The following is a 13,599-nucleotide window of genomic DNA, read 5'->3' on the forward strand; positions in this document are numbered from 1 at the left end:
GGTCGGTTCATCGGCCTCGCGATGAACCGACCGAGTGGCCCGGGCGTGGTCACGGCGACGGATCCGGTCGGTGGATCCGCGATGGCCGACGGGAGCGGACGTGGTCGACTTCGCGCTGGACTACAGCACGTTGAGCGAGGCCAAGAAGGACCTGTACGACCTCGCCGGCCGGATCTCGCCCACGCTCAAGTCCAGCGACTTCGCGACCCTGGGCAAGGGCGGTTACACGGACGCCCAGGCGGTCTTCGGCGACCCGACCCTGACCGGCGCGTTCCGCAGCCTGTACCGGCTGTCCGCGGGCCCGATGACCCGGGCCGAGGACCTGCTGAAGAAACTCGGCGACTGCTTCGGCAAGGTCGGCGACGCCTACTTCAACGCCGACGCGCAGATCACCGAGGGCATGGGCGTGATGGGCGCCACGATGGGCCTGGCGGAGTGGCGGAACAAGGTCGCCGCCTGGAAGTACAAGCAGGACCACCTGTCCGAGTGCGCCACACCCGGCCCGGACGGCAACCTCCCGGAGTTCTGCAAGGCCACCGACCCCGGCGACAAACCGCCGCTGGATCAGGTGATCACCACGCCCAACGGCGGCCGGATCGAGACCCATCTGACCCTGGACGCCGACGGCAACGTGATCAAGGAGGAGACCAAGGTCGTCAGCAACGGCCAGACCTACACCTCGGTCACCACCTACGACTCGAGCCGACTGAACTACACCACCGTCTCCACCGCGGCGGACGGCAGCGTGACCACCACCGAGACGCACCTGAACGCGGACGGCGGCGGCACCCAGAAGGTGGTCGACTCCGAGGGGAAGACGCACACCTACGTGCGCGTCGACGGCAAACACCAATGGGTGGACACCACACCCAAGCCCCCGGAGAAGCCCGTTCCGCCCGGCTCCGGCGGCGGCGGTGGCGGCGGGCGCATCCCGCGCCGCGACTGACCCGCCCCCGCATCCCCCAAGCCCCCGTAGCCCCCGTTCGTCGTACCCCCACGACGAGCCGATCTTCCCTGGAGGAACCATGCCCGATATCGCACTCGACTTCGGCCGCATCGACGAGGTCGCCGGCAAGCTCACCACGGCCAAAGAGACCATCACGCCGATGATCAACACCCTGCTCTCCGACGTGAACGGGCTGCTCGACAACGGCATGGTCTTCAAGGAATCGAGCCCGGCCATGCGCGAGGCCTACTCGAAGTTCAACACCAGCCTGACCGCCGCCGTCGACGGCATCCTGATCTTCTCCGAGATGTTCGCCAAGATCCGCACCCAGATGCACGAGATGGACGTGGAGATGGCGAAGAACCTGAAGAAGAACTGAGCCCTCGCCGAACCGATTCGGGCCGCCTCCCCCCGAGGGGAAGCGGCCCGAACTCGTGTGCCCGACGCGGAGGCCGGCCCGGCTACGGGGCCGACCGCAGTACCGTCAGCGGCACCTGCACCGCCATCGGCGCACCACCGGGACCGGCGGTCCAGCCCCGGCCGATCCCGGGCGGCGCCGAGCGCACCACGTTCGTCGGCAGCCGTACGCCGATCATGTCGCCCTCCTGCATGTTCTTCGGTGCGAGCAGGATGCCGCTGCGACTGCCGCGCCGGGCCGCGGTGAGCCAACTGCCCATCGCCACCTGGAGGGCGTCGTAGGACCCCGCGTACAGCAGCCCCTGCCCTCGGTCGCGGCCCGCGACCGCCAGGTCGCGCAGGACCCGGTCGGCGGCGGGCATCCCGAGCAGCTCGGCGTCGTCGACCACCACCACACGCGGACCGGACAACTCCGCCAACGCGCGCTCGACGTCCTCGGCGGCGGGGTTCTCCTCGGTCAGCAGCCGCACCTGCGGATGTTGCCCGAGGCCACGCAGCGGCGATTCGCGCGGGGTCAGTACCACCAGCGAAGTGCCGCCCGCGAGCAAGGACACCGACAACGACGCGAGGGTGGTGCTGCGCCCGGTCCCGGCGGGCCCGATCACGCAGAACACCGACCTGGCGGCGAAGTCCGCCCCGATCGGCTCCGCACTGTCGCCGCCGATGCCCAGCAGCCCCCACATCGGGCGGCGCAACTCGGCCGGCACCCGCTCGTACGCGGCCGCGAACTCGACCACCCGCGGCAGCGTCGGGATCAGCACCGGCATGCGGGCGGGCGGCACCGCGGCGTCCCGCAGGGCCGCCGCCGTGCCGATCCGGCGCAGCGCCTCGGCCTGCTCCTGCCCGCTCGGATCGGGCGCGAGCAGCGCGACCTGACTCTCCGTCTGGGACAACACGTGCCAGCCGCGCCCGGGCCCGATCACCGCCGGCACCTTGCGCATCGGCATGCCGGCGATCTGGTAGTCGCTGCGATCCGCCTGGCGCAGCAACAACTTGTGGTCGTTGTGCGCGGCCAACCGCCCGCTCAGCAGCGCCCGTTCGGACGTCGCCACGATGTGGATGCCGGCCGCCGCGCCCTCGCGCAGCAGGCGCATCATGTCGTCCACGAGCCGGCCGCCGTCGTGGTCGTCGAGCAGCGCGACCAGCGAGTCCCAGCCGTCCAGCAGGACCACGATGTGCGCGGGCCGCTCGGCGGCCGGGAGCATCCGGCGCAACTCCACCAATCCGGCGGCGTTGCGCGCGCTGCACTGCTCCTGCCGCTCGGTCAACTCGCGGACCAGGCGGCCCAACAGGCGCCCCATCCGCTCCATGTCGTGCCGCGAGACCACCGCGCCGCAGTGCGGCAGGGTCTCCAGCGCGGCCAGCCCGCCGCCGCCCGCGTCGATCCCGTACAGGTGCACGTCGGCGCAACTCGCGGAGTGCGCCGCGGAACCCGCGAGGGTGCGCAGTACCTGGGTGCGGCCCGAGCGCGGCGAGCCGATCACGTACAGGTGGCCGAAGGTGGCCAGGTCCATCGTGGTCACCCGCTGCTGCTGGAGCTGCGGAATGTCCTCCAGGGCGTAGGGGATGGGCGCCGGGCAGGTGTCGGACGGGTCGACGTCGGCGCGTTCCACCGTCGGCAGGTCGTCCAGGAGCACCCGTTCGGCCAGCGCCGGCAACCACGGGCTGGGCTGCGCGGTGTAGTCGGGCAGTGTCTCGGCCGCCTCGCGCAGGGCCAGGACCAGCGAGTTCAGGTCGGTCGGGTTGGGTGCGTCGGCGGTCTCCGGGCCTTCGTCGATCACCGGCAGCGCCACCGGGCGGCCCAGGCCGCTGAGGGTCAGCTCGGTGGCGCGCACCGAACGCGTCGGGCCGGTCTCGGGGCCGCCGGGGATCGGCCGCTCGGCGCCCACCCACGCGGCCTGGAACGGCACCGCGGCGTTGGGTCCGGTGCGGATCAGCGCCCGGCCCGGGGTGCCGGCCGAGATGTGCACGGCCTCCATGGTGTCGATGATGTCCTGGCTCTCGCCCGCGTCCGTCACCCGCAGCGCGATCCGCAGGTTGGTGTTGGCGCGGATGTCGCCGGTGACCACGCCGGCCGGGCGCTGGGTGGCCAGTACCAGGTGGATGCCGAGTGAACGGCCGCGCTGGGCGATGTTGATCAGCCCCGTGACGAAGTCCGGCACCTCGCGGACCAGGGTGGCGAACTCGTCGATCACCAGGATCAGTCGGGGCAACGGCACCAGGGTCGGGTCGGCGGTGCGCTTGCCCCGGTACTCGGGGTGGTCCTTGGCGCCCACGTCGGCCAACAGGTGCTCGCGGCGCCGCAGTTCCGCGGCCAGCGACTCCAGCGCCCGGGTGGCCAGGTGTTCGTCCAGGTCGGTGACCATGCCCAGGGTGTGCGGGAGTTCGGCGCACTCGCTGAACGCGCTGCCGCCCTTGTAGTCGACCAGTACGAAGGTCAGCTCGTCCGGGCGATTGGCCACCGCGAGCGCGGCCACGAAGCTCTGCAACAGCTCGGATTTGCCCGATCCCGTGGTGCCCGCGATCAGGCCGTGCGGGCCGTCGCGGACCAGGTCGATGCGCAGTGGCCCGTCGTACCCGGCGCCCAGGGTGAAGGTGGTCGAGGCCGGTCGGCGGGCCCAACGGGCCAGGAAATCGGCCGCCTTCGGTGGTTCGGCGTCGACCAGGTCGAGCAGCTTGACGGTCTGCGGCAGGCCGCTGTCGTGCTCGGGGCTGACGTCGCGCAACGGGGCCAGGGAACGGGCCAGTTGCTCGCACCACGCCGCGTCCACGTGGTCGGCCCGCACGTCCGCCACGTCGGGCAGCCCGGTCTGGCGCACGGTCAGGTTTCGACCCGCGGCCAGCACGACGGCGGTGCACTCCTCCGGCAGCAGCCGCTCGCGTTCGTCCAGACAGACGCTGAACACCCGGGCCGGCGGGCCCTCGGTGAGCACCTGGACCATGCCGGGCACCTCGCGCAACTGCCGGGCGCCGTCGGCGATCACCAGGATGTCGGGACCGCTGAACATGGCCTGGCCCATCGACGAGCCCATGCTGCGCTGTCGGCCCTGGATCTGCGCGACCAGTTCGGAGATGCGGTTGGCGGTGGACTCCGGGTCGGTGCCGAGCAGGACGACCGGCGCGGCCGAGCGCGACTGCGGGCGCAGGTGCGGCAACCAGCGCACCCAGGCCCAGTCGGCGGCCCGCTCGGGATCGGTCAGCACCACCACGCGCAGGTCGCGCGGACTGTGCAGGACGGCGGCCTGGATCACCAGCCAGCGGGCCAGCGCCTGGATCGGCTCGGTCGGACCGGCTACGCCGAGCACCCCGTGGTCGGGGATCTCGACGCCGATGGGCGTATCGGGCAACGTCCAGCTCGCGGTGCGGTGATGCTCGTCCCGGGCCGGATCCTCGACCTCCTTGACCGACGGCTGATCCACCGTGCCGATCCGCAACACCAGATGGTCGGCGTCGCGTCGGCGTCGCTCCCACAACCGGCTGCCCGGGCCGGTCGCGATCAGCGCGACCGCGGCCGGGTCGGGGCCGACGTCGCTGCGGACGATGCGCTCGCGTCGCACGGCGGTGTGGATGTCCGCGTGCAGGACGCGCAACCGGCGTCGGTACTGCACGCCGTCGAGCTGATGCTTGACCCGATTGCTGCGGCGGCCGGAGATCCAGTTCGCGATCGCCATGAACGGGCTCATGATGCAGAAGATCAGATAGAAGTACGACTTGAAGAACCCGACCATGGCCAGACCCATCACCAGTGGCGCGATCATCACCAGCAGCGGGAACGGCAGCCGGTTCGGGTCGAGCGGCGGCGAGGGCAGCCGGATCTTCTCCGCGTCCAGGTGCGGGGCGATCCGGGGCGGCCGGTTGTAGTCCAACCCGATGCCGTCGTCGGAGGGCGTGACGTCGGCGTCCGGCTCGACCGGCTCGGACAGCCGGAGCAGGGACGGGCCGACGACCAGGTCCGACTCGTGCAGCCAGGGGGTTCCCGGCGGCGCGGGAGCGCGGACCGCGGGCTCCTTGGGCGGGGCGATCCGGGCGCTCTCCCGCTCGACCTTGAGGTCCGCCTCGCGCTCGTCCTCCAGGACCCGTTCCTCGTGCTTGCGGGGCAGCGCCGCGGCGGCGGTGATCGCGTCGGTGGGCGGCGGCGCGACCTCGCGGCCGTGCACCGCGCCGTCGTCGGGGACGGTGCGATGCCAATACGCCGAGCCGTCGGGGCAGATCGTCACCCACAGGCCCCGGGCGGGCACGTCGGCGGCCGGCAGCCGGATCGCGCAGCCCTCGTCGGCGCCGATCTCGTGGCTTCCCGGGCCCAGCGGCCAGACCCGGCCGGTGTAGGGGCCGGACACCGCGTGCACCTGCACCAGGGTCTGCGGATCGAAGGGGTGCCGGGGTAGCCGCACCCGATCGGGCTCGGCGGCCGGTGCGCCCAAGCCGAGCACGGCGGCCTCGTGGATGCCGGAGACGGTCAGCGGAGCCTGCGGGTCCAGCGCGGTGTCGCCGAGGTAGAGCGTCTGCCCGTCGTCCGGCGCGTTGCCGTCCAGGAACGCGCTCAGCTCGGCGGGTCGCCCCTCGGGGGCGGCTTCCACGGGTGCGGCCGGTCGCCGCACGGCGGTCGCGAGATCCGCCACGGTGCTCCCGGGCGGGAGGTCCACGAGATGGTCGCGGCGCAAACCGTCCGCGGTGTCCACGGTGGTGACGGTGAGTCTCACGTTGGCGTGCTCCTGGGGGTGGGCGGGGATTGGGGCCGGGGGTGCGGCCTGGGCAGGGACGCGGGCAAACGCCGGACGGGCCGATCAACGGCCCGTCCGGCGTGTGGGAAGCGGGGGATCACACGTCGACGGAGACGCCGCTCGGCTTGTCGGTGTCGGCGGGCTCGTCGAAATCGTCGTGCGGGGTCGGCTCGGTCGGGCTCGCCGGGCCCTGGACGGAAACCGGCGTCGACGCTGCGGCCGGCACCGGATCCAGGTCCGGATCGGCCGCGATCGGCACCGGGAGCGTCGCGTCCTCCGTGGCCCACGGCGGCAGTTGCCACACCGTCGCGGCGACCGAGCGCGGCAGCGGCCGGGCGTCCACCCGCAGCGGGGTGCCGTGCACGAGCAGCGCGCCGGTCGGCGACACCGCCAACAACCGGGCGTGGCCGCGCGGTCGACCCAGGGTCAGCACCGACACCGGTGAGGCGGCGGGCACATCGGGGGTGTCCGCGCACACCACGACCTGCGGATGGCGGCGGCTCGCGGCGGCGGTGGTCGCCCGGGTGAACGCCTCGGCCGTGCTCGGCCCGGCGTGCCGGGGATGGATGCCCTCCGCGACGGTGACCGCGCCGGCCGGCAACCGGGCGTCGAGCTGGGCCGCGAGCGCCTGCACGGTGGCCCGCGCGCCGCGTCGTTCGCCGGACACCGCCAGTACGCGCGGGCCGGTCAACAGGTCGAGGAAGACCACCGCCTCCTGCCGGGTGCCGACCGCGACCAGCAATGGAGCCGGACCACTGCCGACTTCCAGGTCGGTGCGCGCGATCCACCACAGCCGGGGGTCGAGTTCGTCGACCGCCCACGGCTCGGCGGGCACGGGCAGGTCCGGCCCGCAGGAGACCAACACGCCCACCACGTCGCGCTCGACCAACGCGCCGTACGGACGGGAGCCGGCCGCGACCCGCGCCGCGAGTTGCAGCGCGTGCTCGGCGTCGACCCAGGTGTTCGGCTCGCGCAACGCCCGCACCAGCAGCCGACGGCGTCGCCGATAGCGGCTGAACGCGGTGACCGGCTCGGCGAACGCCGACACCGTGAGCGCGAGTTCGCGGCGCAGCCGACGGCGCACGAAGCGCCATCCGCCGCGCCGCATCGCGGCCCAGTGGGCGAGGGCGTAGACGAGGATGAGGATCCCCGCATAGCCGAGCAGGGTCGTCACATCGTGTCCGGCGACCTGCATGGCGAGGTCCTCGGAGCCTGTCATCCGCTCTCCTCGATCGCGGCCGGCTCCCGACGGATGGCCGCGATCCCGTGGTAGGTACGAGACTTGACCGTCCCGCGCGGTATCCCCAGGGTGCGCGCGACGTCCGCGCCGCTGCGATCGAGCAGATGCACCTGGGCGAGCGCCTCGCGGTGCGGCGCGGCCAGTGCGCGCAACGCCCCCACGAGCACGCACCGATCCACGATGGTCGCGGCCGGATCGGGCACCGCGGGCAACCCGGCGAACTCGCTCGGGTCGATGCCCACGGGCAGCGATCGGTTGCGCCGTCGGGCGTCCACGGCCAGGTTGCGGGCGACCCGGAACAGCCACATCCGGATCGGCCTGCCGTCCCAGTCCAGCCGGTCCGCCGCTTCCCAGGCACGTAACAGCGTTTCCTGGACCACGTCTTCGACGGTGTGCAGATCCGCGCCCAGGATTCCGCTCACGTACCTGCGCAACGGCGTGCTCTCCGCCATCAGCAGTTCGATCCGCCGTTCGCGCTCGTGGGTCTCACGGCCAGGCGACACGACTGGGCTCCTCGGAAGTTCGGCCGGCGTCCGTTCCGCCGGTCAAGATCACGATATGGAGCCGGAAATACCCTCGGCGGGCCGGAAAATGAACAGTCGGCGATCTTCTGGCGGACCCCCGGTGACCCGGGGCCGTGCAGCCCGAACACGCAGGTGGGGCGCTGCCGGCGGCGGGCGGGCGAGTGGGCGGAGCCGGGCCGGGCCCGATCAGCCGACCGTCGGCGGGTGTTGCCCGTCGTAGCGCTCGCGCGCCCGGTCCACCTCGGGAATGTGCTGCTCGGCCCAGGACTTGATGGCCCGCATCAGCGGCAGCAGGCTCTCGCCCAGCGGGGTCAACGCGTAGTCGACCCGGACCGGGACGGAGGGCGTGACGGTGCGGGTGACCAGGCCGTCGCGTTCGAGGTTGCGCAGGGTCTGGGTGAGCATCTTCTGGCTGACCCCGGCGACTCGGCGGGACAGGTCGCTGTAACGCTGCGGGCCGTCCGCCAGCGCGTTGACGAGCAGGCTGACCCATTTGTCGCTGATCCCGTCCAGGAGCCGCCGGGCCGGGCACCCGGCCATGTACGCGTCGAACGCGGAGCGGGCCTGGGCGCGGCGTTCGGCCGCGGTACGGGTCGGCATGGCTCTCCTTCGGGTTGGATACGCACTTTCGGGTACGTGCTTACCCGGGGAGAGTAACTCTTCGTAGGTTTGCGGTCGAGGGGCCGGGAGGGCCGGCCCGACGCAGAGTGTGGGAGTGGTGTCATGCGTGCGGTGATCGCCCGAGCCGGCTCGCCCGCGGTCGAGGTCGTGGACACCCCCGACCGCGAACCCGGGCCGGGGCAACTGCGGATCCGGGTCGCGGCGGCGACGGTGAACCCGGTGGACGCGATGGTGCTGGACGGGGCGCCGGTGCGGTTCGCCCTGGTGTCCGCCCGCGAGGTGTTCGGCCTGGGCTGGGACGTCGCGGGCGAGGTGGTCGAGGTGGGCCCGGGGGTCGACGGGTTCGCGGTCGGCGACGCGGTGCTCGGGCTGCGCGATCGGCTGGACGTACGGGTCGGGGCACTGGCCGAGTTCGTGGTGTTGGACGCGGACGCGGTCGGGGCGCTGCCGGCCGGTCTGGACCCGACCGCGGCGGCGACGATCCCGCTGAACGGGCTGACCGCGTGGCAGGGGTTGGACCTGCTCGGCCTGTCGGCCGGGGACACCCTGCTGGTGACCGGTGCGGCGGGCGGGGTGGGCGGCTTCGCCGTCGAACTCGCGGCGGCGCGCGGGGTGCGCGTGCTGGCGGTCGCGGGCGCCGCGGACGAGGACTTCGTCCGCGCCGTCGGGGCCGCCTGGTTCGTCCCGCGTGGTCCGGAACTCGCGGACCGGGTGCGGGAGATCGTGCCGGGTGGCGTGGACGCGGTGCTGGACGCGGCGATGCTCGGCCCGGACGCGCTGGACGCGGTGCGCGGCGGCGGGGCATTCGTGGCCGTCAACGCGGGCGCGGCGCCGCCGGCCCTGCGCGGCATCCGGGTGCATCCGTTGTGGGTGCGGGCGGACGGTGCGCGATCGGCGGAACTGGCCGCGCTGGCGGCCGAGGGCGCGCTGACCCTGCGGGTGGCCGAGGTGGTCGCGCTCGCGGACGCGGCCCGGGCGTTCACCCGGCTGGCGGAGGGCGGGCTGCGCGGGCGGTTGGTGCTGGTGCCGTGAGTCGGGGCCGCCCGGCGGCTCGGGCGGCCGGGCCGGGAAGTCGGCCCGGACGCCCGGGGTTTCGTGGTGCGGGACGGTGTGGGACGGTCAGGGGGTGCGTGCGGGTGGCGCCTTGGGCGTGTGTACGTGCTCTTCCCACGGTTGCCGCGGCGGCCCGGCGTGGATCGCCTCGTCGATCTCCAGCAGCGATTCGCTGTGCCGTTCGCGCTCGAACGCCTCGGCCCCGCCGCGGACTCCGAACAGCCGCTTCGCGACGATGATGTAGACGACCGCGAGGATGTTCAGGACCAGCGTGGCCACCTTGAACGGGCTCACGTGCTCGCGCATCTCGTAGCCCTCCAGCGGCAGGAAGGCCGCGGTGGCGACCACCGTGAGGTATTCCGCCCAGCGCTTGAGCAGCCACAGGCCGACCGCCTCGACGATCTCGATCACCGCGTAGGCGACCATCGCGACGGCGACCCAGACCAGCGTCGAGTGCTTGTAGTCGAAGGTCTTGCGGATCGAGTCGACGATCGGCGAATGGTCCAGGTCGTAGTGGAAGTGCTCGGCCACCGGCCGGAACGCGGTCAGGTCGTCCTCGAACAACCTGCGCACCGAGTCCTGCGAATTGCTGAATCGCCAGACCGCGTAGGCCGCGACCAGGATCAGTACGCCGCGCGCGGCCCGCTCGACGGCCAGGAAACGCAGGATCAGCACGTCGCGCAGGGCCCGCCCGCGCATCACCGTCGGCGCGTCGCCGGCCGGGCCGCGGCCCTTGACCTCGCCGAGCACGTAGTCGCCGCAGCGCAGGCAGCGCCACGCCTCGCCGACCGGCGTGCTCGCGTGCAGCCGGTCACGCAGCGCCGGTTCGTCGGGAGCGTACGTCTCGTGCCCGCGTCGGGCGCAGGTCCGTCGATTCCAGTCCACGCGGTGAAGCTATGGCCCTCGGATCGCGTTACGTCCCGGGTTTGACCGGGTTCGCATCAAGGATTGGTCATCGAAGCGTGAAATGACGGCCCGGGGACTCCTCCGGCACCGGATCGCATCCGCCGGGGCGGGGTCAGCCGGCCCCGGCGCCGCAGCCGGCTTCGGCTTCGGCGCCGGTCAGCACGGTGTCCAGGTGGGCCGCCCACTGCCGGATGATCGTGCGCCGGCGCGCCTCGTTCTCGGTGAGCAGTTCCCGGACGCCCAGTCCCCGGGCCAGACTGAGCGTGCCCTCCACGGCGGCCGGTACCCCGGGGCGGGACACGTCCGCGCCGAGCAGATCGACCGCCATGTCGTACATCGCGGCGCTCAGTCGCCGATCCAGCGGCAGCACCCTGGCCCGCAGGGTCTCGTCCTGCACCGCGGCCACCCACAGGTTGAGCGCGGCCCGGTACAGCGTGCCCCGGAACATCGACACGAGCGCGTCCAGCACCGTCTCGGTGTGCTCGGGGCCGGGTGGGATCCGGGCCCCGTCCAGGCGTATCCGGGTGAACAGGTCCCCGGCCATGTGATCGATCGCGGCGGTGAACAGGTCCTCGCGAGTGGGGAAGTGGTGCTGTACCGCGCCCCGGGAGACGTTCGCCCGCTCGGCGACCACGGTGACGGTGCCGCCGAGCCAGCCGACCTCGGCCAGCACCTCGACGGCGGCGTCCAGCAGCCTGGCTCGGGTGACGCGACTGCGGTGCTGGCGTGGTTCGCGTACGGGTGCGCTGGTCACGGGGTCAGCCTAGTGCCGCCCCCGGGCAGGGTGCCGTACGTCAGGCGCCGGTGCCGCGACCGGAAACGCCCGCGGCCCGGGTCGATGCTTGACAGGGATTGCACCGGAGGGTCGAATGTCTTAGCGAACGTTCAGTAATGTCGCGGATCCGAGGGGACGAAGCACCATGACCACAGCCGTCGTCGTCGACGCGGTGCGGACCGCGTCCGGCAAGGGCAAGCCCGGCGGCGCGTTGTCCGGCACCCACCCGGTCGACCTGCTGGCCCACACGCTCCGCGCCCTGGTCGAGCGCAACGATCTCGACCCCGCGCTGGTCGAGGACGTGATCGCGGGCTGTGTCTCGCAGGCCGGCGACCAGTCGCTCAACATCGCGCGCAACGCGGTGCTCGCCGCCGGATTCCCGGACGGCGTCCCGGCGACGACGGTGGACCGGCAGTGCGGATCGAGCCAGCAGGCCGCGCACTTCGCCGCGCAGGGCGTGATCGCCGGCGCGTACGACATCGTGATCGCGGCCGGCGTCGAGTCGATGAGTCGGGTGCCGATGGGCTTCGCCGCGCGCGGGGGCGATCCGTTCGGCGAATTGCTCGGCAAGCGTTACCCCGAGGGGTTGATCCCGCAGGGCTATTCGGCCGAGTTGATCGCGGCCCGCTGGAACCTGGACCGGGAGGCGCTCGACCGGTTCTCCGCCCGCTCGCATCGGCTCGCCGCGCAGGCCGGTGCCGAGGGCGCGTTCGATCGGGAGATCGTGCCGATCACCCTCGACGGCGGTGTGCACCGGGTGGACGAGACGGTGCGGCCCACCACCACCGAGGAGGGGCTGGCCGGACTCGCGCCGGCGTTCGTGGACGAGGGCATGGGCGCACGTTTCCCGGAGATCGATTGGCGGATCACCCCGGGCAACTCGTCGCCGCTCACCGACGGCGCCTCCGCCGCGTTGATCATGAGCGAGGAGCGCGCGACCGCGCTCGGGCTGACGCCGCGCGCCCGCTTCCACGCGTTCGCGGTGACCGGCGACGACCCGCTGCTGATGCTCACCGGGGTCGTCCCGGCCACCCGCAAGGTGCTCGAACGGGCCGGCCTGGGCATCGACGACATCGACGCGTTCGAGGTCAACGAGGCGTTCGCGCCGGTGCCGTTGGCGTGGGCGGCGGAGGTGGGCGCCGACCCGGAGAAGGTGAACCGGCGCGGCGGGGCGATTGCGCTCGGGCATCCGCTCGGGGCCTCCGGCGGGCGGTTGTTGAGCACGCTGCTGGGGGTGTTGGAGTCCACGGGCGGCCGGTACGGGCTGCAGACGATGTGCGAGGGCGGCGGGATGGCCAACGCGATGATCATCGAGCGGCTCTGAGGTTCTTCCGTTCCTTTCGGTTTTTTGTTCGCTCGGATCACTACGGAGACAGATAGATGCGTATCGAAGGCACCACCGCCCTGATCACCGGCGGAGCCTCGGGTCTGGGCCTGGCCACCGCCGAACGGCTCGTCGCCGAGGGCGCGTCCGTCGTGCTGTTCGACCTGCCCTCGTCCCCGGGCAAGGACGTGGCCGAACGGCTCGGCGAGCGGGCCGTGTTCGTTCCCGGCGACGTCACGCGGGAGGACGAGGTACGGGCGGCGGTGGACGCGGCGGACGCGAACGGCACGTTGGCGATCACCGTCAACTGCGCGGGCGTGGCCGACGCGGCTCGTACGGTGGGGCGCAAGGGCGCCTTCCCGCTGGATCTGTTCGCGCGGGTGGTCAACATCAACCTGATCGGCACGTTCAATGTGCTGCGGTTGGCGGCGGAGCGCATGATCGCGCACGAGCCGGTGGACGGCGAGCGCGGGGTGATCGTCAACACCGCGTCGGTCGCGGCCTTCGACGGGCAGATCGGGCAGGCCGCGTACAGCGCGTCCAAGGGCGGCATCGCGGCGATGACGCTGCCGATCGCGCGGGACCTGGCCGGGGTGGCGGTGCGGGTGATGACGATTGCGCCCGGGTTGTTCGAGACGCCGTTGCTCGGGGGGTTGCCGGAGGCGGCGCGGGCTTCGCTGGGGGCGCAGGTGCCGCATCCGAGTCGGCTGGGGCGGCCGGCGGAGTATGCGGCGTTGGTGGCGCACATCGTGGAGAACCAGATGCTCAACGGTGAGGTGATTCGGCTCGACGGCGCGATCAGGATGGCGCCGAAGTAGGCGCTGGGCGCTGGGCCTTTGGCCTCAAGCGCCGGCCCCGGCTGGGGTGACCCGGCCTCCGGCCGAGGTGGCCTCAAGCGCCGGCCGGGCTGGTTCGCCTCAAGCGCCGGCGGGGCTGGGTGGCCTCAAGCGCCGGCCGGGCTGATTCGCCTCAAACGCCGGCGGGGCTGATTTGGCCTCATGCGCCGGCGGGGCTGGGTGGCCTCATGCGCCGGCGGGGCTGGGTTCGCCTCAAACGCCGGCGGGGCTGATTT

The 13,599-nt window shown here is 72.7% G+C and carries 11 protein-coding genes; 5 read left to right on the plus strand and 6 right to left on the minus strand.

Annotated features, from left to right (window positions below; translation table 11 throughout):
- The first annotated feature begins 70 nt into the window (after window positions 1–70).
- Window positions 71–946: a hypothetical protein gene (locus tag ACFXMF_RS42270; RefSeq protein WP_360320762.1), complete on the plus strand. Its 876-nt coding sequence runs from the start codon at window positions 71–73 to the stop codon at window positions 944–946.
- Window positions 947–1,025: 79 nt separating this feature from the next.
- The gene (locus tag ACFXMF_RS42275) at window positions 1,026–1,325 is read left to right on the plus strand and encodes a hypothetical protein (RefSeq protein ID WP_360320759.1); all 300 of its coding nucleotides are present in this window, start codon (window positions 1,026–1,028) and stop codon (window positions 1,323–1,325) included.
- Window positions 1,326–1,407: 82 nt separating this feature from the next.
- Here the strand turns inward: ACFXMF_RS42275 and ACFXMF_RS42280 are convergent, their stop codons facing one another.
- The 4 genes from ACFXMF_RS42280 to ACFXMF_RS42295 form a co-directional block, all read right to left on the minus strand.
- Complete coding sequence (locus ACFXMF_RS42280; protein ID WP_380018010.1) at window positions 1,408–6,063, minus strand: FtsK/SpoIIIE domain-containing protein; 4,656 nt, start codon at window positions 6,061–6,063, stop codon at window positions 1,408–1,410.
- A gap of 118 nt (window positions 6,064–6,181) precedes the next feature.
- Window positions 6,182–7,303 carry a hypothetical protein gene (locus ACFXMF_RS42285; RefSeq protein WP_380018009.1) on the minus strand — a complete coding sequence of 374 codons (1,122 nt, stop codon included), beginning with the start codon at window positions 7,301–7,303 and terminating at the stop codon, window positions 6,182–6,184.
- Window positions 7,300–7,827, minus strand: a complete 528-nt coding sequence (locus tag ACFXMF_RS42290) for a sigma-70 family RNA polymerase sigma factor (protein ID WP_360320750.1) — start codon at window positions 7,825–7,827, stop codon at window positions 7,300–7,302. Before ACFXMF_RS42290 ends, ACFXMF_RS42285 begins: the two co-directional genes overlap by 4 nt.
- A 207-nt stretch (window positions 7,828–8,034) precedes the next feature.
- The gene (locus tag ACFXMF_RS42295) at window positions 8,035–8,448 is read right to left on the minus strand and encodes a winged helix-turn-helix transcriptional regulator (protein WP_379992332.1); all 414 of its coding nucleotides are present in this window, start codon (window positions 8,446–8,448) and stop codon (window positions 8,035–8,037) included.
- 123 nt (window positions 8,449–8,571) lie between these two features.
- Between ACFXMF_RS42295 and ACFXMF_RS42300 the strand changes: the two genes are divergently transcribed.
- Window positions 8,572–9,501, plus strand: coding sequence for an NADP-dependent oxidoreductase (locus tag ACFXMF_RS42300; RefSeq protein ID WP_379992333.1), 930 nt, complete (start codon window positions 8,572–8,574; stop codon window positions 9,499–9,501).
- An 87-nt stretch (window positions 9,502–9,588) separates the two neighbouring features.
- Here ACFXMF_RS42300 and ACFXMF_RS42305 read toward each other — a convergent pair whose 3' ends face one another.
- Both ACFXMF_RS42305 and ACFXMF_RS42310 read right to left on the minus strand, forming a co-directional pair.
- Window positions 9,589–10,407, minus strand: a complete 819-nt coding sequence (locus ACFXMF_RS42305; RefSeq protein ID WP_360320741.1) for a DUF2127 domain-containing protein — start codon at window positions 10,405–10,407, stop codon at window positions 9,589–9,591.
- 133 nt (window positions 10,408–10,540) lie between these two features.
- A complete protein-coding gene (locus ACFXMF_RS42310; protein WP_379992334.1) occupies window positions 10,541–11,182 on the minus strand; it encodes a TetR/AcrR family transcriptional regulator in 642 nt (213 codons plus the stop codon).
- A 166-nt stretch (window positions 11,183–11,348) separates the two neighbouring features.
- Here ACFXMF_RS42310 and ACFXMF_RS42315 point away from each other — a divergent pair, with 166 nt between their 5' ends.
- Together ACFXMF_RS42315 and ACFXMF_RS42320 are read left to right on the plus strand one after the other, a co-directional pair.
- Window positions 11,349–12,527 (plus strand): thiolase family protein, encoded by a 1,179-nt coding sequence (locus ACFXMF_RS42315; protein ID WP_360320735.1) that lies wholly within the window; start codon window positions 11,349–11,351, stop codon window positions 12,525–12,527.
- A 56-nt stretch (window positions 12,528–12,583) separates the two neighbouring features.
- Window positions 12,584–13,345 carry a 3-hydroxyacyl-CoA dehydrogenase gene (locus ACFXMF_RS42320; protein ID WP_360320732.1) on the plus strand — a complete coding sequence of 254 codons (762 nt, stop codon included), beginning with the start codon at window positions 12,584–12,586 and terminating at the stop codon, window positions 13,343–13,345.
- Window positions 13,346–13,599 lie beyond the last annotated feature (254 nt).

The sequence above is a fragment of the Embleya sp. NPDC059213 genome (assembly GCF_042754445.1).
Lineage (GTDB): Bacteria > Actinomycetota > Actinomycetes > Streptomycetales > Streptomycetaceae > Embleya.

Coding starts and splice junctions, on each gene's coding strand:
- ACFXMF_RS42275 (WP_360320759.1), top strand. CDS start 1,026: ATGCCCGATATCGCACTCGACTTCGGCCGCATCGACGAGGTCGCCGGC.
- ACFXMF_RS42285 (WP_380018009.1), bottom strand. CDS start 7,303: ATGACAGGCTCCGAGGACCTCGCCATGCAGGTCGCCGGACACGATGTG.
- ACFXMF_RS42295 (WP_379992332.1), bottom strand. CDS start 8,448: ATGCCGACCCGTACCGCGGCCGAACGCCGCGCCCAGGCCCGCTCCGCG.
- ACFXMF_RS42300 (WP_379992333.1), top strand. CDS start 8,572: ATGCGTGCGGTGATCGCCCGAGCCGGCTCGCCCGCGGTCGAGGTCGTG.
- ACFXMF_RS42315 (WP_360320735.1), top strand. CDS start 11,349: ATGACCACAGCCGTCGTCGTCGACGCGGTGCGGACCGCGTCCGGCAAG.
- ACFXMF_RS42320 (WP_360320732.1), top strand. CDS start 12,584: ATGCGTATCGAAGGCACCACCGCCCTGATCACCGGCGGAGCCTCGGGT.